36 protein-coding genes and 1 pseudogene are annotated in these 23858 nt (G+C 70.4%); 28 read left to right on the plus strand and 9 right to left on the minus strand.

The window, feature by feature from the left end:
* Positions 1-24 precede the first annotated feature (24 nt).
* Positions 25-690, plus strand: coding sequence for a TetR/AcrR family transcriptional regulator (locus OO60_RS39695; protein ID WP_003095424.1), 666 nt, complete (start codon positions 25-27; stop codon positions 688-690).
* A gap of 66 nt (positions 691-756) precedes the next feature.
* Here OO60_RS39695 and OO60_RS39700 read toward each other — a convergent pair whose 3' ends face one another.
* The gene (locus OO60_RS39700) at positions 757-951 is read right to left on the minus strand and encodes a PspC domain-containing protein (protein ID WP_003095420.1); all 195 of its coding nucleotides are present in this window, start codon (positions 949-951) and stop codon (positions 757-759) included.
* A 252-nt stretch (positions 952-1203) separates the two neighbouring features.
* Between OO60_RS39700 and OO60_RS39705 the strand changes: the two genes are divergently transcribed.
* Positions 1204-2100 (plus strand): hypothetical protein, encoded by an 897-nt coding sequence (locus OO60_RS39705; RefSeq protein ID WP_240490747.1) that lies wholly within the window; start codon positions 1204-1206, stop codon positions 2098-2100.
* A 62-nt stretch (positions 2101-2162) separates the two neighbouring features.
* Here the strand turns inward: OO60_RS39705 and OO60_RS39710 are convergent, their stop codons facing one another.
* From OO60_RS39710 to OO60_RS39735, 6 genes are all read right to left on the minus strand, one after another.
* Positions 2163-3338 (minus strand): ABC transporter ATP-binding protein, encoded by a 1176-nt coding sequence (locus tag OO60_RS39710; protein ID WP_003095413.1) that lies wholly within the window; start codon positions 3336-3338, stop codon positions 2163-2165.
* 4 nt (positions 3339-3342) lie between these two features.
* The gene (locus OO60_RS39715; protein ID WP_003095410.1) at positions 3343-4182 is read right to left on the minus strand and encodes a carbohydrate ABC transporter permease; all 840 of its coding nucleotides are present in this window, start codon (positions 4180-4182) and stop codon (positions 3343-3345) included.
* Positions 4182-5153, minus strand: a complete 972-nt coding sequence (locus OO60_RS39720; RefSeq protein ID WP_003095407.1) for a carbohydrate ABC transporter permease — start codon at positions 5151-5153, stop codon at positions 4182-4184. Before OO60_RS39720 ends, OO60_RS39715 begins: the two co-directional genes overlap by 1 nt.
* Positions 5150-6472 carry an ABC transporter substrate-binding protein gene (locus OO60_RS39725; protein WP_033263313.1) on the minus strand — a complete coding sequence of 441 codons (1323 nt, stop codon included), beginning with the start codon at positions 6470-6472 and terminating at the stop codon, positions 5150-5152. Before OO60_RS39725 ends, OO60_RS39720 begins: the two co-directional genes overlap by 4 nt.
* Before the next feature lie 244 nt (positions 6473-6716).
* Positions 6717-7244, minus strand: coding sequence for a YflT domain-containing protein (locus tag OO60_RS39730; protein ID WP_003095400.1), 528 nt, complete (start codon positions 7242-7244; stop codon positions 6717-6719).
* A gap of 112 nt (positions 7245-7356) precedes the next feature.
* On the minus strand, positions 7357-8553 hold the full coding sequence (locus OO60_RS39735) for an acyl-CoA dehydrogenase family protein (protein WP_003095397.1): 1197 nt from the start codon (positions 8551-8553) through the stop codon (positions 7357-7359).
* Positions 8554-8729: 176 nt separating this feature from the next.
* On the opposite strand from OO60_RS39735, the gene OO60_RS39740 reads away from it, so the two are divergent.
* Positions 8730-9395 carry a DUF4190 domain-containing protein gene (locus OO60_RS39740; RefSeq protein ID WP_003095395.1) on the plus strand — a complete coding sequence of 222 codons (666 nt, stop codon included), beginning with the start codon at positions 8730-8732 and terminating at the stop codon, positions 9393-9395.
* Here the strand turns inward: OO60_RS39740 and OO60_RS39745 are convergent.
* On the minus strand, positions 9392-10252 hold the full coding sequence (locus OO60_RS39745) for a slipin family protein (RefSeq protein WP_003095392.1): 861 nt from the start codon (positions 10250-10252) through the stop codon (positions 9392-9394). The two genes, OO60_RS39740 and OO60_RS39745, sit on opposite strands and share 4 nt — an antisense overlap.
* Before the next feature lie 92 nt (positions 10253-10344).
* Between OO60_RS39745 and OO60_RS39750 the strand changes: the two genes are divergently transcribed.
* The 3 genes from OO60_RS39750 to OO60_RS39760 are packed head-to-tail and all read left to right on the plus strand — an operon-like array spanning position 10345 to position 13037.
* Positions 10345-11256, plus strand: a complete 912-nt coding sequence (locus OO60_RS39750) for an aminoglycoside phosphotransferase family protein (RefSeq protein WP_003095389.1) — start codon at positions 10345-10347, stop codon at positions 11254-11256.
* 10 nt (positions 11257-11266) lie between these two features.
* The gene (locus OO60_RS39755) at positions 11267-12544 is read left to right on the plus strand and encodes a magnesium transporter MgtE N-terminal domain-containing protein (protein WP_003095384.1); all 1278 of its coding nucleotides are present in this window, start codon (positions 11267-11269) and stop codon (positions 12542-12544) included.
* Entirely contained in the window at positions 12537-13037 is a 501-nt protein-coding gene (locus tag OO60_RS39760; RefSeq protein WP_003095381.1) for a DUF1003 domain-containing protein, read from the plus strand. Before OO60_RS39755 ends, OO60_RS39760 begins: the two co-directional genes overlap by 8 nt.
* Here OO60_RS39760 and OO60_RS39765 read toward each other — a convergent pair.
* Positions 13024-13311, minus strand: coding sequence for a helix-turn-helix domain-containing protein (locus OO60_RS39765; protein ID WP_162186963.1), 288 nt, complete (start codon positions 13309-13311; stop codon positions 13024-13026). The genes OO60_RS39760 and OO60_RS39765 overlap by 14 nt on opposite strands.
* Positions 13312-13443: 132 nt before the next feature.
* Here OO60_RS39765 and OO60_RS39770 point away from each other — a divergent pair, with 132 nt between their 5' ends.
* From OO60_RS39770 to OO60_RS39870, 22 genes and pseudogenes are all read left to right on the plus strand, one after another.
* The gene (locus OO60_RS39770) at positions 13444-13638 is read left to right on the plus strand and encodes a hypothetical protein (protein WP_033263315.1); all 195 of its coding nucleotides are present in this window, start codon (positions 13444-13446) and stop codon (positions 13636-13638) included.
* Between the two features lie 79 nt (positions 13639-13717).
* A complete protein-coding gene (locus OO60_RS39775) occupies positions 13718-14302 on the plus strand; it encodes a hypothetical protein (protein WP_033263316.1) in 585 nt (194 codons plus the stop codon).
* On the plus strand, positions 14299-14748 hold the full coding sequence (locus OO60_RS39780) for a hypothetical protein (RefSeq protein ID WP_033263317.1): 450 nt from the start codon (positions 14299-14301) through the stop codon (positions 14746-14748). Before OO60_RS39775 ends, OO60_RS39780 begins: the two co-directional genes overlap by 4 nt.
* A 2-nt stretch (positions 14749-14750) precedes the next feature.
* A complete protein-coding gene (locus OO60_RS39785; RefSeq protein ID WP_033263318.1) occupies positions 14751-14948 on the plus strand; it encodes a hypothetical protein in 198 nt (65 codons plus the stop codon).
* The gene (locus OO60_RS47000) at positions 14945-15301 is read left to right on the plus strand and encodes a hypothetical protein (protein WP_162186964.1); all 357 of its coding nucleotides are present in this window, start codon (positions 14945-14947) and stop codon (positions 15299-15301) included. The genes OO60_RS39785 and OO60_RS47000 overlap by 4 nt, the downstream gene beginning before the upstream one ends.
* Positions 15298-16194, plus strand: a complete 897-nt coding sequence (locus OO60_RS39795) for a PD-(D/E)XK nuclease-like domain-containing protein (protein WP_033263320.1) — start codon at positions 15298-15300, stop codon at positions 16192-16194. The genes OO60_RS47000 and OO60_RS39795 overlap by 4 nt, the downstream gene beginning before the upstream one ends.
* The gene (locus OO60_RS47595; protein WP_063749454.1) at positions 16191-17528 is read left to right on the plus strand and encodes a hypothetical protein; all 1338 of its coding nucleotides are present in this window, start codon (positions 16191-16193) and stop codon (positions 17526-17528) included. The genes OO60_RS39795 and OO60_RS47595 overlap by 4 nt, the downstream gene beginning before the upstream one ends.
* A complete protein-coding gene (locus tag OO60_RS39805) occupies positions 17528-17767 on the plus strand; it encodes a hypothetical protein (protein WP_003087050.1) in 240 nt (79 codons plus the stop codon). Before OO60_RS47595 ends, OO60_RS39805 begins: the two co-directional genes overlap by 1 nt.
* Positions 17764-17844 (plus strand): annotated as a pseudogene (locus OO60_RS48495) (DUF6011 domain-containing protein); the annotation flags it as partial. The gene OO60_RS39805 and the pseudogene OO60_RS48495, both read left to right, overlap by 4 nt.
* Positions 17845-18246: 402 nt before the next feature.
* Positions 18247-18579: a hypothetical protein gene (locus tag OO60_RS39810; protein WP_003087052.1), complete on the plus strand. Its 333-nt coding sequence runs from the start codon at positions 18247-18249 to the stop codon at positions 18577-18579.
* Between the two features lie 331 nt (positions 18580-18910).
* Positions 18911-19729, plus strand: a complete 819-nt coding sequence (locus OO60_RS46790; protein ID WP_155848910.1) for a hypothetical protein — start codon at positions 18911-18913, stop codon at positions 19727-19729.
* A complete protein-coding gene (locus OO60_RS39820) occupies positions 19726-20049 on the plus strand; it encodes a helix-turn-helix domain-containing protein (RefSeq protein WP_003087056.1) in 324 nt (107 codons plus the stop codon). Before OO60_RS46790 ends, OO60_RS39820 begins: the two co-directional genes overlap by 4 nt.
* A 253-nt stretch (positions 20050-20302) precedes the next feature.
* A complete protein-coding gene (locus OO60_RS39825) occupies positions 20303-20878 on the plus strand; it encodes a hypothetical protein (RefSeq protein WP_033263322.1) in 576 nt (191 codons plus the stop codon).
* Between the two features lie 157 nt (positions 20879-21035).
* Complete coding sequence (locus OO60_RS39830; RefSeq protein ID WP_003087059.1) at positions 21036-21623, plus strand: hypothetical protein; 588 nt, start codon at positions 21036-21038, stop codon at positions 21621-21623.
* The gene (locus OO60_RS39835) at positions 21616-21828 is read left to right on the plus strand and encodes a hypothetical protein (RefSeq protein WP_003087061.1); all 213 of its coding nucleotides are present in this window, start codon (positions 21616-21618) and stop codon (positions 21826-21828) included. Before OO60_RS39830 ends, OO60_RS39835 begins: the two co-directional genes overlap by 8 nt.
* Positions 21821-22051, plus strand: a complete 231-nt coding sequence (locus OO60_RS39840; protein WP_003087068.1) for a hypothetical protein — start codon at positions 21821-21823, stop codon at positions 22049-22051. Before OO60_RS39835 ends, OO60_RS39840 begins: the two co-directional genes overlap by 8 nt.
* Positions 22044-22253: a hypothetical protein gene (locus OO60_RS39845; RefSeq protein WP_003087070.1), complete on the plus strand. Its 210-nt coding sequence runs from the start codon at positions 22044-22046 to the stop codon at positions 22251-22253. The genes OO60_RS39840 and OO60_RS39845 overlap by 8 nt, the downstream gene beginning before the upstream one ends.
* Positions 22246-22548, plus strand: coding sequence for a hypothetical protein (locus OO60_RS39850; protein ID WP_003087073.1), 303 nt, complete (start codon positions 22246-22248; stop codon positions 22546-22548). The genes OO60_RS39845 and OO60_RS39850 overlap by 8 nt, the downstream gene beginning before the upstream one ends.
* On the plus strand, positions 22541-22882 hold the full coding sequence (locus OO60_RS39855) for a hypothetical protein (RefSeq protein ID WP_003087075.1): 342 nt from the start codon (positions 22541-22543) through the stop codon (positions 22880-22882). Before OO60_RS39850 ends, OO60_RS39855 begins: the two co-directional genes overlap by 8 nt.
* The gene (locus OO60_RS45250) at positions 22875-23195 is read left to right on the plus strand and encodes a VRR-NUC domain-containing protein (RefSeq protein ID WP_003087078.1); all 321 of its coding nucleotides are present in this window, start codon (positions 22875-22877) and stop codon (positions 23193-23195) included. Before OO60_RS39855 ends, OO60_RS45250 begins: the two co-directional genes overlap by 8 nt.
* Complete coding sequence (locus tag OO60_RS39865) at positions 23192-23473, plus strand: hypothetical protein (protein ID WP_003087081.1); 282 nt, start codon at positions 23192-23194, stop codon at positions 23471-23473. Before OO60_RS45250 ends, OO60_RS39865 begins: the two co-directional genes overlap by 4 nt.
* The gene (locus tag OO60_RS39870) at positions 23470-23856 is read left to right on the plus strand and encodes a hypothetical protein (protein WP_003087084.1); all 387 of its coding nucleotides are present in this window, start codon (positions 23470-23472) and stop codon (positions 23854-23856) included. Before OO60_RS39865 ends, OO60_RS39870 begins: the two co-directional genes overlap by 4 nt.
* Positions 23857-23858 lie beyond the last annotated feature (2 nt).

Below are 23858 nucleotides of genomic sequence, written 5' to 3' on the forward strand. Positions count from 1 at the left end.
TACTTCTCGGGTTAGACTGGACGCATGGCACGGGACGCTGGTCCCGCCGCACCGGCGCGGCCGCTGCGGCGTGACGCTGAACTCAACCGCCGTCGCATCCTCGCGGCGGCCCGCGAGGTGTTCGGCCGGCGCGGGCTCGAAGCCACGCTGGACGACATCGCCCACCACGCCGGCCTCGGCGTCGGCACGGTGTACCGCCGCTTCCCCAGCAAGGAACACCTGGTCGAAGCGATGTTCGCCGAGCGGATGGAGGAGATCGGCACGCTCGCCGAACAGGCGCTGAAGGCCGACGACGCCTGGCAGGCGTTCGTCGACTTCACCTGGAAGTCGATCGAGCTCCACTCGGGCGACCGCGGGCTGCGCGAGATCATGCTGTCGAACAAGTTCGGCCACGACCACGTGGCGGAATCGAAGGCCCGCCTGGTGCCGTTGATCACACAGCTCGTCGAGCGGGCCCAGGCGGCGGGCGGCCTGCGCGCCGACTTCGCCCCGACGGACACCCCACTGCTGCACATGATGATCGGCTCGGTGATCGAGTTCACCTCGGCGGTGGAGCCGGACCTGTGGCGCCGCTGCCTCGCGATGCTCCTGGACGGGCTGCGCGCGCAGCCCGGCAAGCCGTCGAAGCTGCCGCGGCCGCCGCTCGGGGTGGACGAGATCGACGAAGCGATGTCCTGCTGGCGTCCCTGAGACGCGAAGCGCCGGTGACCCCTTCGGATCACCGGCGCCGCGAGACGATCTGTCGGATCGGGAGTGCTACTCGGCCGGGATGACCGCCCACAGGATCAGGTAGGCCACGAACTGCGGCCCGGGCAGCAGGCAGGACAGCACGGCCAGCAGCCGGACCGTGCCGGGCTTCATGCCGTACCGCTGGGCCAGGCCCGCGCAGACGCCGCCGATCATGCGGCCGTGACGCGGACGGGACAGCCTGCGGGTGACCGGTGCGCTCATCGTCTTTCCCTTTCCTCGAATTTCCGATACCTCCACTTCACCACCGGAGTACCCGCTTCCGCATCGCTCGCGGGAAGGATCGCTCCCTTAGGGGACGGCAAAGGCGAAAAACGTTCAGGCGACCGGCGAAACCCGGGTGCGCTCTGCGAAATCCGCCTGAACAGCGGGTTCGTCCGGAGCGATCCGGAGAATATTGAGAGATGTCCCCGTCAGGGCTGGTTTTTCCGCGCGATGTGGTGATACTTGCACCCCGTGTACCCGCGTCCGAAAAGCTTGGCCGTCGCGATGCTCTGCGCCCTGCTCACCGCCGGCTGCGCCGCCACCCAGGCCGCGCCCGAGCAGAATTCCGGGCCGACGCCGCTGACCGCCGCCGATGCGCTCGGCGACTTCGGCAGCGTCGACTACTGCAGCCTGCTGAACGTGCCGGCGGTCGCGCCCGGCGCGGTCGCCGTTCCGACGTTCGAGAGCTGCCACGCCCAGGCCGGCCCGCGGACGATCCTCGTCGGGCCGCTGGCCTTCGACTCCGACCCGAACATCAAGCCCTACGACTACCCCGGCCCGGTGCCCGACGGCGTGGCGGTCCAGCAGTCGATGTTCAACGACCGCAGCGCCTGCACCCGCGCCATCACCTTCGCCGACGGCAACCGGCTCGACCTGTCGGTCACCGACAACGGCAGCGACCAGGGCGGGCGCTGCGACGTGGCGGACGCCGCCGTCGGCTCGGCGCTGGCCGCGATCACCGCGCACAAGGTCGGGCGGCTGACGTTCCCCGACCGCTCGTGGGGCCGCGTGGCGCCCTGCGTCCTGCTCGACACCCACGACCTCGACAGCGCCGCCGGCCCCGGCGGGCGGCCCGCGACCGGCCTGTCCGGGCACAGCTGCATCCGCGGCAAGGTGAGCCTGAAGCTGACGGTGGAGACGGCGGAGCCGGCCGGGCCGTCCGAAAAGCTCGGCGGCCGCGACGCCCGCGTCCGGCTGGCCGGCGCGTTCTGCCTGGTCGACGCGACCCAGCCGGCCCCCGGCCTGCCGGGCCGGCGCGAGCTGGCCGAGATCAGCGTCGTCGAAACGGCAGGCACCGCGGGCGACGCCACGTGCGCCCTCGCCCGCACGGCGGCAACATCGATCCTCCCCCGCCTCCCGACCCCCTGACCCCTCGTGAGTGAGAAACAGTGTTAGAACACTGTTTCTCACTCACGACCGGTGCGGCAGGGTCAGTCCTCGTAGGTGAGGTTCTTGCCGTTCGACGGGTCGAACAGCTTGATCTTGTCCGCGTCGTACCAGACCTCGAGGTCGGCGTTCTCCGCCGCCGACGACTCGGCCGACAGGCGGGCCACGATCTGGGACTCCGCGCCCGGGACGTCGGACGAACCGCTGTCCGCGGCCAGCTCCGCCAGCTCCTCGGACGTCGCCGTCTCGCCCTCCAGCGTGAAGTGGGCGAACTTCTCGGAACCCATCGACTCGAGCACGTCGATGTGCGCGGTGAACGTCCCGCCGCTGCTCTTGTCGACGACCAGCGCCGCGTCCTCGAAGTGCTCCGGCCGGATGCCGACGATCACCTCGCGGGGCGCGTTCGCCCGCTCCACCAGCTGCCGGACGCGGTCCGTCAGCGGTGTCGTGCCCAGCGCGCTGCGCAGCTCGTTGTTCTCCAGCGTCGCCGGGACGAAGTTCATCGACGGCGAGCCGATGAACCCGGCCACGAACAGGTTCGCCGGGTTGTCGTAGAGGAACTGCGGCGAGCCGATCTGCTGCACGTACCCGGCCCGCAGCACCACGACCCGGTCGCCCAGCGTCATGGCCTCGGTCTGGTCGTGCGTCACGTACAGCGTCGTGGTGCCGAGCTGCTTCTGGATCTTCGACACCGACGTCCGCATCTGGCCGCGCAGCTTGGCGTCCAGGTTGGACAGCGGCTCGTCCATCAGGAACGCCTTCGGGCTCCGCACGATCGCCCGGCCCATCGCGACGCGCTGGCGCTGGCCACCGGAGAGGTTGGCCGGCTTGCGGTCCAGGTGCGCGGTCAGGTCGAGGATCGTCGCCGCTTCCTCCACCTTCGCCCGCACGGTCTTGTCGTCCACCTTGGCCAGCCGCAGCGGGAAGGCCATGTTCTCCCGGACGCTCATGTGCGGGTAGAGCGCGTAGGACTGGAACACCATCGCGATGTCCCGGTCCTTTGGCGCCTTCTCGTTGACGCGCTGGCCGTCGATGCGCAGCTCACCGGCGGAGATGTCCTCCAGGCCGGCCACCATGTTCAGCGTCGTCGACTTCCCGCAGCCGGACGGGCCGACCAGGATGATGAACTCGCCGTCGGCGATGGTGATGTCCACTTCGGACACGGCGAGGGCGCCGTCGGGGTACTTCTTCGACACCTTGTCGAGCACGATCTCTGCCATAGCGCTACCCCTTCACCGCACCGGAGGTCAGCCCCGCCACGATGCGACGCTGGAAGAACAACACGAACACAATGATCGGGATGGTGATCACGACCGCGGCCGCGCACACCTGCCCGGTCGGGTCCTCGAACTGCGAGGACCCGGTGAAGAACGACAGCGCCGCCGGCACCGTGCGCGACGCCGTGGTCGACGTCAGCGAGATGGCGAACAGGAAGTCGTTCCAGCAGAAGATGAACACCAGGATCGCCGTGGTGAACACGCCCGGCGCGGCCAGCGGCGCGATCACCTTGCGGAACGCCTGCGCCGGGGTGGCGCCGTCCATCTTCGCCGCCTTTTCCAGCTCCCACGGGATTTCCCGGAAGAACGCCGACAGCGTGTAGATCGACAGCGGCAGCGCGAACGTGATGTAGGGCAGGATCAGCCCCGGCCACGTGTCGAACAGCCCGATGTTCCGCTCGATGTTGAACAGCGGCGTCACCAGCGACACCTGCGGGAACATCGCGATCAGCAGCGACAGCCCGACGAGCACCTGCTTGCCGGGGAAGTCGAGCCGGGCGACCGCGTACGCGGCCATCGTGCCCAGCACCACCGCGATCACGGTCGAGATGATCGCGATGCCGATCGAGTTGACCAGCGCCAGCAGGAACTCCGACGTCTGGAAGATGTCCGCGTAGTTCTGCCAGGTCCACGACTGCGGGACGAACGACCCGTCGGTGATCGTGTCCTTGGTCTTGAACGACAGCGAGACGACCCAGAGCACCGGCACCAGCGCGAACACCAGCACGAGGATGTCGACCAGGCCCCACCTGACTTTGCGGCCCGTCGTGACGGTTCCCATCGTCATCAGCGCTTACCCCCGTTGTCCGAACCAGGTGCGGCCGTGCCGAACACCTTGATGAAGATGAACGCGATGATCGCCACCGTGATGAAGATCAGCACGGCCATCGTCGACCCGATGCCGAGGTTGAGGCCCTTGACGAGGTTGTCGTAGGTCTGCATCGACACCGACCCGGTGTCCTGCGCGCCGTTGGTGAGCACGTAGATGTTGTCGAAGATGCGGAACGCGTCGAGCGTGCGGAACAGCAGCGCCACCAGGATCGCCGGCTTCATCACCGGCAGCATCACCTTCGTGAACCGCTGCCACGCGCTCGCGCCGTCCATCGCCGCCGCCTTGAGCAGGTCGTCCGGCACCAGCGCCAGGCCGGCCATCAGCAGCAGCGCCATGAACGGCGTGGTCTTCCACACCTCGGCGCCGATGATGATGAACAGCGACGGCCACTGCTGGGTCAGCGGGGCCGCGTCGGCGGCGAGGAAGTTCGCCAGGTAGCCGGTCTTCGGCGTCCACGCGTAGTACCACGAGAACGCCGCGACGACCGTGACGATGCCGTACGGGATCAGCGCGACGGTGCGGACCAGGCCGCGGCCGACGAGCGTCCGGTGCATGATCAGCGCCAGCGCCATGCCGAGCACGAACTCGATCGCCACCGACACGACGGTCAGGAACATCGTGGTGCCGAACGCCGTCCACCAGTACGAACTGGACAGCACGGCCGCGTAGTTGTCGAAGCCGATGAACTTCTGCTGCGCCGGGAACCGCAGGTCGTACCGCTGCAGCGACAGCCAGAGCGAGTAGAGGATCGGGTAGCCGGTGACCGCGATCATCACGACGAACGCGGGCGCGCACAGCCACAGCCCGAGCCGCCGCTCGGCCTTCTTCCCTTCGGAGAGGGCGGGTTTGCCCTTCTTGTGCGACGTCGCCTCCCCGGCGACCGTGGCCCCGGCGGTGTCGGCCGGGGTCGAGTCCTGGACGGTCACGGGATCACTCCCTTCGACTGGAGCGCGTCACCGAGCTGCTCCCGCAGCTTGGCCGCGGTGGCCTGCGGGTCGATGTCCGACGGCGGCGAAAGGATCTTCGAGATGACCGTCGAGGCGTTCTGGTACGCCGGGGTCAGCGGGCGCACCGCGGCGGTCTTGAGCGCGGCGAGGATCGCGTCGCGCATCGGGTACTTGATCGCCATGTTCGGGTTGTCGTCCGACGCCGGCTTGCCCGGGTCGAGCGGAACGTCGTTGTGGTAGACGGATTCGATGCTCGGCGGCACACCGTCGTTGATCGCCGAGATCTTCTGGCTCTCCGGGCTGCGCAGGCACAGCGCCGCCTCGAACGCCTCCGGCTTGTGCTGCGAATACGTGCTCACCGCCAGGTCGAACCCGCCGATGGTGGTCCGGGCCGGCATCCCGGCCTGCGCCGCCGGGTAGACCGCCCACTTGAAGTGCGGCAGGTCCGCCTTCTTGTCCTTGGCGTAGGCGGCGTAGACGTACGGCCAGTTGAGCTGGAAGCCGGCCTGGCCGCGCTGGAACGCCTGCCGGATGTCGTCCTCCTTCATGTTGCTCAGCGACGGGTCGGTGAGCCCGGAGGTCGAGACCTTTTTGAGCAGCTCCAGCGCCTTGACGGCCCCGTCGTCCATCACGACGGACTTGCCGTCGTCGGACAGGATGTGCCCGCCCATCGACGCGACCAGCGTGTTGTAGAAGACGACCAGGCCCTCGTACTGCGCGCCGGTGAACACGATCTCGTAGGGCTTGCCCTGCCCCTTGAGCTCCTGGGCCTTCTGCATCATCTCGTCCCAGGTCGCCGGCGGCTGCGGCGAGATCCGGTCGTCGTACCAGAGCAGCTGGACGTTGGTGTTCTTCGTGGCCGCGTAGAGCTTCCCGTTGTGGGTCGCGGTGTCCAGCGGGCCCTGCAGGACGCCCTGCGACGCCTCGGTCTTGTTCTGGCCGGTCCACTCCTCGGCCCAGCCGGCTTCGGCGAACTCCGAGACCCACGTGACGTCGAGGCCGAGGATGTCCATGGCGGTGTCACCCGCCGCCAGCCGGCGCGCCATCTGCAGCCGCTGGTCGTCCGCGCCGCGCGGCAGCTTGTTGTAGACGATTTCGTACTTGCCTGCCGCCTTCGCGTTGCAGGTGTCGACAACTTTCTGGAAGTTGTCCTCTGGCGACATGTAGATGTTGATCTTCAGTCCGGAACTCGTCCCGCACCCGGCCAGCATGCCGGTCAGCAATGCCCCTGCCCCCAGCAGGACTGCGGTGCGGCCGGGCGAGCGTCCCCGTTTGCCCGCGCCGATCCTCTTCCCCATAAGGCCTCCTCACCCGCGTGCACGCCGGATGCCATGGCGCCCGGAGGGCACCACGACGCGATGAGGCGAAACCGCGCCAGCACCCCGACGTGCTAGTGCTCGGGCCGCCGCGCTGGTGGGGCGAGGCCGCCCGACTGGTGTCGGACAACCTATGCCGGGCGATCACACCCCGCAAGCAGTATCGGTAACGATTCAGCCCACCGCGCGTCGAATCGTGATTTTTCCCTGGTAACAGAGGGGTTTTCTAGGGGTTGGCGGGCGGCGGTTTCAGTGCCAGCTTGGCCAGGAGTTCCCGGCCCTGCTCGGCCGAGCGAGGCTGGCACAGGACGTCGTACCGGCCGGCGACGAGCTGGCTCGCCGAGGAGAAGTCCCGGCGGCGGCCGCGGGACATGCTGTACCCGATCGCCGCGAACATCAGCCCGGACAGCACCCCGAGCACGACCCCGGTCAGCACCTGCAACGCGAAGCCCTGGTTGACGAACAACCCGAGCAGCAGCCCCGCGAACAGCCCGAACCACGCGCCGGACACCGCGCCGGTGCCGAGCACGCGGCCCCAGGTGAGCCGCCCGATCACCCGCTCGACGAGCATCAGGTCGACGCCGACGATCGTGACGTCGCCGACGGCGAACTCGCTCTCGGCGAGGAAGTCGACCGCCTGCTGCGCCTCGCCGTAGGTCGCGTACGACCCGATCGGCCAGCCGGTCGGCGGGGTCGGCAGCCGCGGCAGGCCACCGGGCGCCCGGCCCCCGCCAAAGGGACTACTCACCATCATCACCTGCGCACTCGTGGGTCCTGGGTGTCCATCTTGTCAAGAACACCCGGACCGTGCGAGCGGCTTACCCCGAAAGGCCGGGCACAGTTTGTCGACAGAGCGACAATCGCGGTCACGACCGCGACTTGTACTCCCGCAGCAGGCCGCGGCTGATGATCGTCTTCTGGATTTCGCTCGTGCCCTCGCCGATGAGCAGGAACGGCGCCTCGCGCATGAGCCGCTCGATCTCGTACTCCTTCGAGTACCCGTAACCGCCGTGGATCCGGAACGCGTCCTGGGTGACCTCGGCGCAGTACTCCGACGCGATCAGCTTGGCCATCCCGGCCTCGACGTCGTTGCGCGCGCCGGAGTCCTTGAGCCGGGCCGCGTTCACCATCATCAGGTGCACCGCCTCGACCTTGGTCGCCATCTCGGCCAGCTTGAACGCGACGGCCTGGTGCTCGGCGATCGCCTTGCCGAACGTCTTGCGCTGCTGCGCGTACTCCACCGCCAGCTCGAACGCCCGGATCGCGATGCCGCAGGCGCGCGCGGCGACGTTGACGCGGCCGACCTCGACACCGTCCATCATGTACGCGAAGCCCTTGCCGGGTGCTTCGCCGAGCACCATGTCGGCACCGATCTCGTAGCCGTCGAAGACCGCTTCGGTCGTGTCGACGCCCTTGTAGCCCATCTTGTCGATCTTGCCGGGGATGGTCAGCCCGGGCGCCACCTCGCCGAAGCCCTCGGGCTTTTCGACCAGGAACGTCGTCAGGTTCTGGTGGGGCTTCTCGGCGCCCTCGTCGGTCTTCACCAGCAGCGCGATCAGGTTCGACGAGCCGCCGTTGGTCAGCCACATCTTCGAGCCGTCGATGACGTAGCCGTCGCCGGTCTTCTTCGCCCTGGTCTTGATGGCCGCGACGTCCGAGCCGAGGTCGGGCTCGGACATCGAGAACGAGCCGCGGACCTCGCCGGTGGCCATCCGCGGCAGGAAGTGCTGCTTCTGCGCGTCCGTGCCGTGGCGGGAGATCATGTGCGCGACGATGAAGTGCGTGTTGATCACGCCGGACACGCTCATCCAGCCCCGGGCGATCTCCTCGACGACCAGCGCGTAGGTCAGCAGCGACTCGCCGAGCCCGCCGTACTCCTCCGGGATGGTGATCCCGAACAGGCCCATTTCCTTCATGCCCTCGACGATGTCGGCGGGGTAGGTGTCGGCGTGCTCGAGCTCCTGCGCGTGCGGGATGACCTCCTTGTCCACGAACTGGCGGACGGTCGCGAGGATCTCCGACTGCACGTCGGTCAGGCCGGCGGTCTGGGCGAGACGGGCCATCACGGCTCCCTTTCCGGAGTACGACGCCGCTCCCGGCGCTGGGTTACCGGTGAGTATGACCCGAAACGCCCGGCGCTGCTATGAGGGCGCTCACGCTCCGGGGAACCGCGCCGGGCCGGGACGGTCCCGGACCGCCCCGGCTAACGTGGTCCCCACACGTACGAGGGGGACCCGCCATGACCGACCCGTCCGGGGACAAGGACCGCCCGGCCGCCGACCCGACCGCGGCCTACGACCCGCCGCCGGCCGCGGAAACGGCGTCCTACGAGCCGGAGAAGTACGACCCGCCGTCGGGCGACGCCACCATCGCCGAGGCGACCCCGGCGGACACGACCGCGTCCACGGACACCCCGGCCGCCGCCGACACGACCGTCGCCGCGGAACAGCCCGGCCACGTTCCTCCCGGCGCGTACGCCCCCGGCGATCTGCCCCCCGGCGCGTACGAAACCCCGGCCGCGTACATCCCCGGCACGCCGTACGCGCCTCCCGGCCAGCCTTACCCGCAACAGCCGTACCCCCCGGCGTACGGGCAGCCGTACACGTCGCCGTACCCGCAACCCGTGCCGTACGGCCAGCCCTATGCCGCGGCTCCGCGCGGGCAGGACAACGCGCTGGCGATCGGCGCCCTGGTGTGCTCGATCCTCGGCTTCTGCTCCGGGATCACCGCGCTCGCCGGGCTCGTCATGGGCCACATCGCGCTGAGCAAGACGAACCGCGGCGAAGCGGGCGGCCGCGGCTTGGCCACGGCCGCCGTGATCGTCGGCTACGTCGTCGTCGCGCTCTGGGTCGGCTTCGTCACCACCCTGATCATCCTCAGCGGCAGCGGCTACCTCGACAGCTAATCCGCGGGCAGCACCGCGTCGCCGGGGCTGCGCGGCGACGGCGTCGCGTGGCCGTTCACCTCCGGCTTCGGCTCGGCCGCCTGCTGCTCGGGCGGCGGCGCGGGCTTCGGCGTCTGCGCGTCGAGGAACCGCAGCAGCTCCACCGGGAACGGCAGCACCAGCGTCGAGTTCTTCTCCGACGACACCTGCACCACGGTCTCCAGCAGCCGCAGCTGCAGCGCCGAGGGGGTGTCGGCCATCGTCGCCGCGGCCTGCGCGAGCTTGTGCGACGCCTGCAGCTCACCGTCGGCGGAGATGACGCGCGCACGCCGTTCCCGCTCCGCCTCGGCCTGCCGCGACATCGAGCGCTTCATCGCCTCCGGCAGCGCGACGTCCTTGATCTCGACGCGGTCGATGTGGATGCCCCAGTCCAGCGCCGGGCTGTCGATCATCAGCTCCAGGCCCTCGTTGAGGCGCTCGCGGTTGGAGAGCAGGTCGTCGAGGTCGCTCTTGCCGATGATCGAGCGCAGCGACGTCTGCGCGACCTGGCCGACCGCCGACCGGTAGTCCTGGACGTTGACCGCGGCGACGACCGGGTCGATGACCTTGAAGTAGACGACCGCGTCGACCCGGACCGTGACGTTGTCCCTGGTGATGCCGTCCTGGGCCGGGATCGGCATGGTCACGATCTGCATGTTGACCTTCTGGATCCGGTCGGCGAACGGCATGAGCACCGCCAGCCCCGGTTCCCGCACCTTCGACCGCACCCGGCCGAACCGGAAGACGAGTCCGCGTTCGTACTGCTTCACCACCCGCAGGCTGGACGCGAGCCAGGCCCCGCCCGCGATGACGACGGCGCTGAGTATCTCCACCACCATGGCTGCTCCCGGGGTTGCGTTTCCCCCTGAAAGCCCAGCGTACGCCCGCCGGGAAGCCGACGAAATGCGTTCGACGCGGCTGCCAGGCTGGGGTGGTGACCGACCTTCGCATCCCCCCGTTGTTCGCCGCCCGGGCACCGCGCGTGCTCGGCGACGGCGCCGTCCCGTGGCTGGCGGCCCTGCCGGAGCTGGCCGCGGAGTACGCCCGCAAGTGGGGCCTGACCTTCGAGGGCGAGGCGATGCACGGTTACGTCGGCGTGGTCCAGCCCGCGCGCCTGCCCGACGGCACGCCGGTGGTGCTGAAGCTGGGCTGGCGCGACGCGGAGTCCGCCGACGAGCCGCTCGCACTGTCCACATGGGCCGGTCGGGGTGCGGTGCTGCTGCTGGACTCCGCGCCGGACGACGGCGTCCTGCTGCTCGAACGGCTCGACGCCGGCCGCACCCTCGACGACCTCCCGCTGCGCTCGGCGATCCCGCTCATCGGCGCGCTGGCGCAGCGCCTCGCCGTCCCCGCGCCCGCGTCGATGCGGCGTCGCCTGCGCACCGAAGCAGCGGCGTTGACCGAGGAACTCCCCCGCCGCTGGGCCGAACTCGGTGAGCCGTTCGAGAAGCGGCTGGTCGACGACGCCGTCGCGATCTGCCGCGAGCTCGGGCCGTCGGCGGGTGAGCTGCTGGTGAACGAGGACCTGCACTTCCAGAACGTGCTGGCCGGCACCCGCGAGCCGTGGCTGGTCATCGACCCCAAGCCGCTGGCGGGTGACCTCGAGTGGGGCGTCATCCCGCTGTTCTGGAACCGCTTCACCGAGTCCACACTGGACGAACGGTTCGCGCTGATCGTCGCTTCGCACGAACTGGACGCGGAGAAGGCACGCGCCTGGACGCTGGTGCGCGCGGTGCAGAACTGGATCTGGATGGTCGAAGAGTCGCTCGAATCGGGCGAAGACAGCGACGACCCGGCGTTCATCACAGTGGCGGAAATCGCTCCCTGGGCAGCCAGCCGATAGTGTCAGCGGCATGGCCGCGGTCAACAGGGTTTTCGCAGCTCAGCTGTCCGGGTTGCCGGTATTCGGCCCCGACGGCGAGTCCATCGGCCGGGTCCGCGACCTGGTCGCCGGGCTGCGGCTGGACGCGCAGCCGCCGCGGATCCTCGGCCTGGTCGTCGAACTGACCACCCGGCGGCGCGTCTTCGTCCCGATGCTGCGGGTCACCTCGATCGAACCGACCGCTGTCACGCTCGCCACCGGCTCGGTCAACATGCGCCAGTTCAACCAGCGGCCCAACGAGGTCCTGGTGCTCGGCCAGCTGCTCGACGCGCACGCGACGCTGGCCGGGTCCGGCACCCGGATCACCGTCGTCGACGCCGGGATGGAGCCGACCCGCACCCGCGACTGGGTGCTGGCGAAGCTCGCCATCCGGGAGCGGCGGGTCGGGCTGGGCCGCCGCCGGTCGGCGATGCAGGTGCTGCCGTGGCCGGAGGTGGCCGGGCTCGGCCTGACCGACCTCGCCGTCCAGCCCCAGGGTGCCGGCCAGCTGCTCATGCTGTTCGACACCATGCGCCCGGCGGACATCGCCGCGACCGTGCGCGACCTGCCGCTCAAGCGCCGCCACGAGGTCGCCGACGCGATGGACGACGAGCGCCTCGCCGACGTCATCGAGGAGCTGCCGGACGACGACCAGAAGGAGCTGCTGGCCTACCTGGCCGAGGAGCGCGCGGCCGACGTCCTGGAGGCGATGAACCCCGACGACGCCGCCGACCTGCTGGCCGAGCTGGCCCCGGCCGACCAGAGCCGGCTGCTGGAGCTGATGGAGCCGGAGGAGTCGGCGCCGGTCCGGCGGCTGCTGGAGTACTCGTCCGACACCGCGGGCGGCCTGATGACGCCGGAGCCGGTGGTGCTGACCCCGGACACGACGATCGCCGAGGCGCTGGCCCACATCCGCAACGCCGAGCTGCCGCCGGCGCTGGCCAGCATGGTGTTCGTCTGCCGGCCGCCGACCGCGACGCCGACCGGGCGGTACGTCGGCGTCGTCCACTTCCAGCGGCTGCTGCGGGAGCCGCCGGCCGAGCTGGTGGCCAGCGCGGTCGACACCGGGCTGCCGCCGCTGAAGCCGGGGGCGTCGCTGGCCGAGGTCACGCGGTACTTCGCGGCCTACAACCTGACCTGCGGGCCGGTCGTCGACACCGAGGACCACCTGATCGGCGCGGTCACCGTCGACGACGTCCTCGACCACCTGCTGCCCGAGGACTGGCGGGAGACCGGGCTGCACGACACCTTGGAGGAAGACCGTGCCTGAGCTGTCCCCGGGACGGCGGCTGGACCAGCCCCGCAGCCAAGCGCGGTTCCGGCTGAACATCGACCCGGACTCCTTCGGCCGGTTCACCGAGCGGATCGCGCGGTTCCTCGGCACCGGGAAGTACCTGTTCTGGCAGACGCTGATCGTCGTCGTGTGGATCGTGCTGAACATCACGGCGGTGTCGCTGCAGTGGGACCCGTACCCGTTCATCCTGCTCAACCTGGCGTTTTCCACGCAGGCGGCGTACGCGGCGCCGCTGATCCTGCTGGCGCAGAACCGCCAGGACGACCGCGACCGCGTCTCCCTGGAGGAGGACCGGAACCGGGCGGCCCAGACGAAAGCGGACACGGAGTACCTGGCCAGGGAGCTGGCGGCGCTGCGGCTGGCGATCGGCGAGGTGGCGACGCGCGACTACCTGCGCAGCGAGCTGGACCGGCTGCGGGAGGACCTCGACGTCAAGCCCAGGAAGTCCCGCACTCCTACCGGCTCGTAACTGAGCCGTTAACGGGGGTAGCCACGGTTGGTCCTGCGGCGGCCACCACCTCGGCGGTGCTACCGAGCAGGGCGCCGGCGGAGATGCCGAAGATGCGGCCGATCTCGTAGAGGTCCTCCACGCTCCACCGCCTGTCACCCTTGAGGGTTTTGGTCATCTTGGCCGACGTCCATCCGAGGGAGTCGGCGAGCTCTTGCTGGGAAAACATGTCGCGTGCGGCCATCAGGATCCTGACGTTCCTGGTGATGTTGCGCTGCGCGTCGGTCGTTTCCATGGCTGCCATGTTGGCATATCTCAAACTTTGATCGCAACGATGTCCCGGTTTTGACCAGCTGAGCTACCCGTTTGGAGCATAGTTACCGGTTTGAGACTTGTGAACTTCCAAATTGGAAGCTAGCTTTCCACTATGGCACTCACCCCCACCGAACAGAAGGCCCGGGTCCGTCTCGGCGAGGACCTGGGGACGTGGATCGAGCGCTACCGCAAGGACGACCGGTCGTGGCGCTGGATCGCGAAGCAGCTCGCGACGGCGACCGCGGGGGAGGTCGACGTGACCGGCGAGTACCTGCGGCAGATGTTCAACCGCCAGAAAGCCGCTTGACCAGCAAAAAGGACGCCCACCCCGAGGCCGTGCAGGGCTTCGGAGCGGGCTTGACCACGAGCCTCAGGAAAGGACCCTCGTGACCAGCACGGAGACTACCGCCCCGGCCGGGAGGTACCCGTACCTCGCCGACGCGGGGCGTCAGCGGGATCAGCTCGACTGGCTGCTCGCCTACGAGCTCGGCGAGAAGCCGACCGACTGGAAGCGCGACCCGGACGTGCTCGAGCAGCTCGTCAGCGCGGGGTACGCCTCGTGGTCGGTGCAGGGCTACGCCTTGACCGAGCGCGGCCGGGCCCTCGCGCTGCGGATGCGGCGCCTGAACCAGCTCGTCGACGAGCAGCAGCCGACCGAGGTGTTCGCCGCCGTTCCCGCCGAGCCGGAGCCGGTCGTCGAGCAGGTCGAGACCGAGCCCGCCGAGGGCACGCTCACCGGCGTCTCGGGCACCGGCCGGCACCGGGTCGTGAAGAAGACGCCGGGCTGGCTGATGGTCGCCTGCCTCGCCGTGCTGGCCGTGCTCGACGAGCTGGTCACGCGGGTGGCGTACCGGATCGCCCGGTTCGTCACCGCGCACGCCCGCGGGCTGGCGTGGTTCGTCCTCGGCGTGCCCGCGCTCGCCGCGGGGATCGTGCTGGGCACCACCGGCGTGCTGTGGGTGATCCGATGACCGCCCGCTTCACGTTCGAGCTGCCGAGCGACGTCACGCGGCGCGCGCTGCGCTTCCCCGCGGTCCGGCTCGCCGCGTTCCGGCTGCGTATCCCCGCCGGAGAGCTGGCGACGTCGGCCGCGGTGCAGGAGCAGCACCGCGCCGCCGTCGACGAGGCCGCCCACGAGGGCGAGCGGCAGCCCTGCCTGCACTGCCAGCTGGAGGGCCACGACGTCCGGTGGCGCGGCTACCCGGTGCTCGACCCGGGGCCGTGCCCGCCGGGCGACGTGATCCAGGACGTCGTCGAGGGCTGCCACTGCTGCTTCTGGGGCGTCCCCGGCCGCCGCGCGCTGTCGCTCTACGACCGGCTCACCCGCGAGGCCCACCAGGGCCGTGACGTCCCGGTCGAGCACCTCGACCGCCGTGGCCGCTGGTCCAAGTTCCAGACCCGATTCGAGGTGGCGTGACCATGGTGAACCCCGCTGACCGGATCCTCGGCGAGGAGCTGGGGCCGGACGACGACAACCCGACGCCGCGCGGCCGGTCCGCGAACGCGACGCCGATGGGCGGCGGTGGCTGCCCGCTGCGGCTGGCCGAGCTGGCCGGCGTCGGTGGCGTGGTCGTGGCGACGCTGGCGGCCGCGCTGGTGGGGCGGTGGCGCCGATGAGCACCGCCGACGAGCGCCCCGTGCACGTCCGCCGCGCCGAGGCGCTGCGCAAGCTGGCCGACCTGATCGAGAACGACCCGGCGTTCGACGAGCTGGTCGTATTCCCGCTGACCTACTTCCACTCGCCGCTCAACGCCCGCGACGACGCGCGTGCCGACCTGCAGCTGTACGTCAAGACGCTCACCGAAGCTGGCGCGGTCGTCGAGATCGACAACACGCCGGACCGGTGCGAGGTCCGCGTGGACCTCGGGCCGCTGCAGATGAAGGCGTGGGCGTTCGCTCACCAGCTCGCTGTCGACGCGCCGCCGCCTCCGCCGAAGTACGAGCCGATCACGCAGGGGCTCACGTCGTGACCGCGGTGGCCGAGAAGATCACCAAGCCGGGGATCTACCCCGGCGTGCCGGACGAGGTCTACCACGCGGACCCGGTCGAGGGCGGCTCGCTGTCCTCCACCGGCGCCCGCGAGGTGCTGCACTGCCCGGCGAAATTCCACCACGGGCGGCTGCACCCGCGGCCGCCGAAGCGCGAGTTCGACCTCGGCCACGCCGCCCACCACCTCGTGCTCGGCGTCGGCCCGCGGCTCGAAGTCGTCGACGCGATGGACTACAAGACCAAGGACGCCCGCGCGCAGCGGGACGCCGCCTACGCGGCCGGCGCCGTGCCGCTGCTGCCGCACGAGTACGACCAGGTCGAGGAGATGGCCGCGGTGCTCCGCGCGCACCGCACCGCGTCGGCTCTGCTCGGCGGCGCGCTGCACTTCGAGCTGACGCTGGTGTGGCAGGACCGGCTGACCGGCGTGATGTGCCGGGCCCGGATCGACTGCCTCAGCGTCGCGGCGAACGGGCGGGTGCTGATCGTCGACTACAAGACCGCCGTGTCCGCGGAGCCGCGGACGATCGACCGCGTGGTCCAGGACCGCGGTTACCACCAGCAGATGGACTGGTACATGGCCGGGGTGATGGAGCTCGGTCTGGCGAAGGCCGCGCCGGTGCCGCTGCTGATCGTTCAGGAGAAGACACCGCCGTACGTGGTGACGGTGTCGCAGATCTCGCGGTCCTTTTTGGACATGGCGGACGTGAAGAACCGTGCCGCGCTGGAGCTCTACGCGCTGTGCTCCCGCACCGGGCACTGGCCCGGCTACGCCGAAGACGTCGTGATGACGACGCCGCCGCCGTGGGCCGAGCGGCAGTTCCAGGAAGAGCTCGACCTCGGGCGCTACGACATCAAGGGGAAGGCAGCAGCATGACCACCAGCAACGGGCGGGAGATGACCCTCGCCGCCGCGGCCGCCGCGCCGGACCGGCTCGGCCAGGCCACCGCGGTCGAGCAGTCCCGCGCGATCGCCGAGGTGCAGGGCGCGATCGTCGTCGCGCAGCAGTGCCCGCGCGACGTCCAGGGCGCCATCGCGTCGATGCGCGAGTCGGCGCGGCAGCGGGAGTTGGCCAAGCGCGCGTTCTTCAAGTTCCCGCGTGGCGGTTCGAGCGTGCAGGGCGCGTCCGTGTACCTCGCCCGGGAGCTGGCGCGCTGCTGGGGGAACATCCAGTACGGCGTGTCCGAGCTGCGCCGCGACGACGTGCACGGCCAGTCGGAGATGCAGGCGTACGCCTGGGACGTCCAGACGAACTCCCGGGTGGTGACGACGTTCGTCGTGCCGCACATGCGTGATCGGGCCGTCGAGAACGGTGGCCCGCAGAAGCTCACCGACATGCGGGACATCTACGAAAACAACGCCAACGCGGGTGCCCGTCGGGTCCGCGAGTGCATCTTCTCGATCTTGCCGCCGTGGTTCGTCGAGGAGGCCAAGAAGATCTGCATGAAGACGCTGGAGGACGGCGGCGGTGTCCCGCTGGCTCAGCGCGTCGCGAATCTCACGGCGCACTACGCGCAGGACAGCATCACGCTCGACGACTTGGAGAAGAAGGTCGGCCGCCCGAATCCGAAGTGGACGCACGTCGATCTGGCGCAGCTGGAGATCACGCTGACGTCGCTGCGGAACGGTGAGACGACGCGGGAGCTGGAGTTCCCGCCGGATGACTCGGCGATCAAGACGAAGGACATCGTCGGCGGCGAGCAGGAGAAGGCCGCCGAGCCGAAGCCGACACCCTCGGCCCCGTCCTCCGGACAGGAGCACCCGACCGGGGAATCGGTGTCTCCGCCGCGCGACGGCGACGCTGGGACCGTGCCGCCCGAACAGCCCAACGAGCCGACGAGCCAGGGCGGCTACGAGGTGACCGAGCAGACCGGCGTCACGGTCGAGGAGCTTCCGGGCCCCGGCGCCAAGCCGACGACCCACGAGGACCAGGCGGACGACGACGGCGGCGAGCAGCTGCCGTCCAGCGACGGCCCGAAGCCCAAACGCGACCGGCTGAACGAGTTCGGCGCCCTCCTCAAGGACGGCCACGGCCTCAGCCGCGAGGACGGCCTCGCCGTCGTGTCGATGATGCTGGACCAGCCGATCACCGCGCTGAGCCAGCTGTCGGCCGCCGAGGTCGAGTACCTGTTCCGCCAGGTCGGCAGCCGCTCCAAGGACGAGTTCGCCGGCATGGTCGAGCGGGCGCGCCGGATCGCGGCAGGTGGCTGATGTCTGCGGCGCGGCAGTGGGTGGAAGGCGACCGGCAGCCGCGCAACGACGACGTCCGGCAGGTCCGCGGCGTGAGCGGCGTCGTGTGGTCACGCAGCGAACCCGCCGGGCTGTTCTGGTTCCCCCGCGAAGGCGGCCTCATCGCCTCGTGGGACGAGCTGCTCCGGATCGACGGCCCCGTCACCGCCGACCGGTCCGCGCTGCCGCTGGCGCTGTTCGACCTGCCGGAGGCATCGTGACCAACCGGTGCCAGCGCCCGCAGTGCGGGAAGAAGCTAACGGACCCGAAGAGCCAAGCGCTCGGCTACGGGCGCGTGTGCTACCGCAAGCAGTTCGGGCGTTCCGCTCCCGCGCGGCGCGGGACGCCCGTCGGCCCGATCGCGCTGTTCGACGTGCCCGGCGCACCGGAGAAGCCGCTCGGCCGGGACGCCCGGCGCACCGTCCGGCAAGCGCAGGAGATCCAGCGCGGCTTTCACCCGCTCGGCGTCGCGCTCCGGATCTTCCTGACCTGCACCCCGACGCCCCGCGCGGCGACGACCGCAAGGCGCCCGGCCCGCGGTGCAGCACCTGCAAGCACCGCGTGCTGCCGATCCGAGAGACCGCCGGCACTACCCGAAGTGCAACTTCGGCGGCGACCTCCGCCGCGCCACCGCCGGACCCGGCACCGACTGCCGGAAGTGGTGGCCCGCCTGCCAGGACTACAGCCCGAAAGGAACTCCATGACCGAGAAGTACGAGGTCACCCTCAGCTACGAGCGCGTCCTGACCTTCCAGATCGACGCCGACAGCGCGCACGACGCGTACGAGCGGGCCCGCGAGGGCTTCGAGTACGGCGACCTCCGGCCGGACGACGAAGCGATCAGCGAGCTGCAGCTCGAAGAGATCAAGGCAGGGGCCCGCGAAATCAGGGTCAGCCGTCACCTCAACTACAGCGCGCCGAAGGACTCCAACGGCCTGACGCCGTGGACGTTCGTCGCGCACGGCCGCGGCGGTCGGCTCGGCCAGAACCCCGACCTGAAGGCGCTCCTGCAGGAGCACTTCCCCGCAGCTTGACCCGCTGGCCGTTCGGCCCCTTCCCCGCCGCACGGCCAGCACCCGCGGGGCCCGGAGGCGCGGCCGGGCCCCGCACCCCCTACGACCAAACCGGGAGGTGATCTCCAGTGGCAGACACCAGAACCTGCCGCACGTGCGGTGAAACTAAGCCGCTCCTCGGCGGCTTCTACTGCACCAGGCGTTCCAACGGGCGCCGGTACTGGCGTTACGACTGCAACGAGTGCGACAACCGGAAGCGAAACCGGTCCGTGCTCCAGCCCACCGCGCCCGCCCCGCCGCTGCCAACCCGCGAGCAAATGCGGGCCTGGTACGAGTCCGGCTGCCGGATCGCATGACCACTGCCGAAGCCGACCCAGACACCCCGCGGCCCGTCGGCCGCTACGAGTGGGAGAACGTCATGCGCCGCCTCGCCGATCCGAAGCAGCTCTCCGACGAGCTGCAGCGCGCCGCCCTGCTCCTGGCGACGTACGCCGACCCGGACGGCACCCGCGTGCGGCCCGGCGAGCGCGAGTTCGCCGACGCGCTGCGCAAGAGCCCGGCGACCGCGCAACGCCGCGTGGCGCAGCTGCAGCAGCTCGGCTTCCTTCAGCTCGTCGCCCGCGGCGGCGGCCGCGGACCCGGCCGGCGGGCCTCCGTCTACCGGCTGACGCTCCCCGCCGATCTGCTCGACCGGTTCGACGTGCGGCCGCCGAGCACGACCTCGCGCGGCCCGATGACCCTCGTAACTCCCCTCAACCAGAGCGAGGGCAGTTCCCCGAAGAACTTCCATCACCCAAGCATGAGGGGAGTTCCCGCACCGTCCCCTGTGGACAACTCCGAAACTCCCCTCACCCAAGCTGAGGCCAGTTCCGACGGCGCCGCACAAGAACTCCCCTCAAATAACACCGTCACGAAAAAGAACTCCCCTCAAATCAACCAAGAACTCCCCTCACCCATGGGTGAACCACACCAACCAACTACACCAACCACAAAAGCCACCACCACTACTCCCGACCCAGCGCAACCACAGCACGCGCACGCGACCAGTTCGACCCCGATCGAACTCCGCCCCACCCGCTGCCCCCACGGCCTCCGCAACGCCGAACGCCCCGACGGCACCCCCCGCTGCCCCGCCTGCCGCCGCGGACTCCCCGCCGGAGGTGCCACGTGACCGACTTCGCCACGGCCTTCGGCAAACGCCTCAAGCTCGCCCGCAGCACCGCCGGCCTCACCCAGACCCAGCTCGGCGAACTCATCGGCCTGACCCGCAGCAGCGTCGCCAACCTCGAAGCCGGACGCCAAGCGGCCAGCGCCGAACTCGCCGTCCGAGCCGCCAACGCGGTCGGTGCCGGCGTCCAGTGGCTGCTCACCGGCGACGCCAAGATCGCGCTGCCGCGGGACCCGATCGACCGCCGAGCGCTTCGCGTCATCGCCGCCAGCCTCCGCCACGCCGTGCACGACCTCGACGTCACGCTCGGAGCCGACCCATGACGCGTCGCAAACCGCGGGCCAACCTCCGCGCCGGCCTCTGGCAAGACCTCCCTGGCCGCGGCCCCGTCCCCGCCGAAGACCTCCGCTTCGAAGAGCAGACCAGCCCGCTCACCCGCCCCTGCAAAGGCTGCGGATCCCAACCCGGACAGCGCTGCACCCGAGCCGGACGCGGCGGCCGAGTCGACCTCAAGGGCTACCACGACAGCCGCCTCAACCCCGTCAACCCATCAGCATCTGAAACCCAGGAGAACCCGTGAACCAGCAGAAACACACCGAAGACCTCCACATTGGTCGAGGTTGGCTCAACCGTGCCGCCGAGATGCTCGACTCGTGCGAGGACCACCTGTCCGACGCCGAGTTCGCCCGCGCCGCAGCGACGATCGGGCACGGCTTCGTCGCCCTGGCACACGCCAGCCAGGCGCTGGACGCGATGGCCGCGACGGCTCGTCGGCGTGCGCTGTTCGATGTCGCGGCTGAGCGGGAGGAGCGAGCGGCGGCCGAGGCTCGGCCGCATGACGACGAACTCCACGCGTCCGGCGTCGGCTCGCTCAGCGAGGCCATTGCGCTCGCCCTCGGCGACGCCTACGCCGGAATCGAGTTCGAGGACCCGACCTTCGAGCGCGGCACCGAGGCCGTTATGGAGGTTCTCCGGGAGCGCGACGAGCAGCAGCCGAAGCACGCGCTCGACGAGGACGTGCTCTGGGTCGTCGCCGACTCGGACGGCCCGATCCACGCCGGTACCCAAGCGGCTGCGCAGAAGTGGGCCGACGAGAACCGCGACGACTACGAGGGCCTGACCGTCACCACGATGGAGGTGGACCGTGGCTGACGACGTGGCCGGCGCTGTCCGCCGGACTTCCCGCCCGACGCCATACCCCCGGCCGTCCGGTGATCACCAGACCCCCGAAACGGGCGCCCCAGTCGCGCCGAGCGCGACGAACACGGCCACCCCGGTGTCCCAGGACCCCGGAACCGACACAGGCCAAATGGGGGACGAAATCGCCGAGTGGATCGGCGGCTCCCGCGCGGACGTCGACCAAGTCGTCGCCGAGTACGGCGCCCTCCCCGAGTGCACCGCCTGCGGCGGCTCCGGCAAGGACGACCACGCCACCGCCTTCGAGGCCCCGCTCGCCGTCCACTTCGCCGGGCCACCCGTCGAGATCGCCGGCCGCCGCCGCCAGCTCTGCATGTGGTGCGGCCACGTCCTACGCGACATCGACCTCGCCGAGGGCCCCGTCGCGCCCTGGGTGGACGTGTGGCCCGTCGGCAAGCTCGTCCGCCTGGAGGACGGCGTCGGCAGCGTGCTGGACCAGGAGCCCGGCGCCGAGTTGCCGCCCGGCTGCTGCGCCCTCCCCGACGACGAACCGGGCGAAGAACCGCCGGCGCAAGCCGCTGACCAGCCGGAGGACCTGGGCGAAACCGGGCCCGACGAAGCGCAGGAAACCCGCGCCGCCGCCGACTGGCCGGCCGAACCCGCCGACCAGCGCTGGGACGAGCGTGAGCTCCTGGAGAACGACCCGGGCGACGCCATCGACGGCGGCGCCAGCGACGAGGACGGAGACCGCGGTGCCTGAGCCCGAACTCTGGCCGAACGAGGCCACCTCGAGCGCCGTCGGCCGTGCGCTGACCGACGTCGAGGCGATCGCGCGCAGGGCCGCCGACGAAGGTTTCGGCGAGCTCGTCGACGTCGCGCAGGACACCATCGCCGCGCTCGACGACCTGGCGACGCAGATCGACGCCACGATCGACGCGCAGGACGAGGACGGCGACCGTGGCTGACATCCCGCCCGACTGGATCCCCGAAGACCCCGACGGCCACCGCTGGGTACGCCCCGAGTCACCCGCCTGCCCGAACTGCAAGTGCTGCAGCGACCAGCTGTGCACCACGGCGAAGCAGGACGACTCCATGTGCTTCTTCCTCGTGGGCGGCCGCCCCGGCGTGATGGACGTCAGCGACTGCCCGTGCGCGCCGCTCGTGCCCCCTGGGGTCGACCGTGGCTGACCGCACCCACACCTGCCCCGGCGGCTGCGGCCGCCAGGTTTTCACCGATCAGTTCGCCTGCCGCGCCGACTGGTACCGGCTCCCGCTCGACTACCGCCGCGCCATCACCAGCAACTACCGCGTCCACCCCACGAACCACCTGGCCGCCATGGCCGCCGCGATGGAGTGGTACCGCGCCAACCGGGGGACCACCAGTGCCTGAGCACACCGTGCAGTCCCTTGGCCTGACCCGGATCTGGACCGGCCTTGGCCCCCGTGACTTCGCCTACCGCGGCCACGGCTACTCGGTCGAACCCGGCACCAACCGGTACTGGCGGCTGCGTGCCCTCGGCGGCGAGCAGATCGCCACCGCAAGCACCCGCCGCGAAATCCTCAACCACCTCGGCCGCATCCTCGACGGCGGCGGCCCCACCACCGGGCCGCCCGACGTCACCATCCGCCCCCTCACGAAACCGATCATCACCCTGCACCTCCCCGAGGAGGTACCCCGTGGCTGACGACTGGAAGTCCTATGTGGACCTCGACGGCACGCACGTGATCGTCGCCGCGAACTCACCCAGCACCGCCGGCGAGCTGCTCGAGCAACGCGGTCTGCACCGCGCGCAGATCGTTCAGGCGTGCGGCAGCGAGCCCTACGCGCTCGGCGAGCTGGCCGACTACGTCTGGAGCTCCGGTGAGTTCGCCGTCCGCTACGAGCTGGTGCCGCGGATCCGGTACGCCGTCGGCGTGCTCGACCAGGTCGCGCAGGCCCTCAACGGGGAGGTGCCGGCCGGGATGCTGCGGAAGGTCTCCCGGGTGCTGCAGGGCGTCGACGAGGTGCCCCATGGGTGAGCACCGGATCACGGAAGCCGAGCTGCAGCAGCGCATCGTCCAGGCCGCCGGGCTCTACGGCTGGCGCGTCGCCCACTTCCGCCCCGCCCGCACCGTCCAGGGCTGGCGCACCCCGATGCAGGGCGACGTCGGCGTGCCCGACCTGATCCTCGCCCGCGACGGCCGGGTGCTGCTGGCCGAGCTCAAGTCCGACCGCGGCCGGCCGACTCCGGATCAGGAGCTGTGGCTGGAGGCGCTCGGTGACCACGGGCGGCTGTGGCGGCCGGCCGACTGGATCAAGATCAATAGCGAACTCCTCCGGAGGCACCGATGACCGACGTCCGCCAGCTACTTGACGCCTACGCGGCATCGACCCCCGGCGTGTTCTCGACGTTGCCGCCCATCGTGGCGATGGAGCTGCGCGAGGCCGTCGCACCGAAGGCGTTCGCCGCGCTGCGCGCCGCCCTCGACGAGCACAAGCCGCACCAGTTCTTCTCCGACGAGCCGATGGTCTGCGTCGGCTGCACCTGGGACCCGGACGACACCGAGACGCACGTCGCCTACCCGTGCCGGACTGTCCAGGCCATCACGACCGCGCTGGAGGCGAAGTGAGCACGCCGGAGAAGCCGCGGCCATCGCTCGACGAGACGCTCTCGCTCATCGACGACACCCTCGCCGCGCAGACCGCCCTGCCTCCGCTGCCGCCCGTCGTCGGCGACTACCTGAGCGGGATCCCCCTCGACGTCCGGCCGCTCCCATGCCGGTGCGTCGTCACGCCGGTCGAGCCGGTCGTCCGCGACGGCAACACGTTCACCGTCACCACACCCGGCATCTACGCGTTCGGCGCCGAGCTCGGCCGCGCCGGCCTCAGGTCCGTCGCCGAAGCGAGCGCCGAACTGCTCGGCCGAGAACGCCCGCCAGCCGAACCGCTGGTCGTCGTGCCGCCCATGAAGACCGGCTGGCTCGCTCGCGCCCTCCACCGCCTCTTCACCTGACC

This window comes from Amycolatopsis vancoresmycina (genome assembly GCF_000716785.1).
In the GTDB taxonomy this organism is placed as follows: domain Bacteria; phylum Actinomycetota; class Actinomycetes; order Mycobacteriales; family Pseudonocardiaceae; genus Amycolatopsis; species Amycolatopsis vancoresmycina.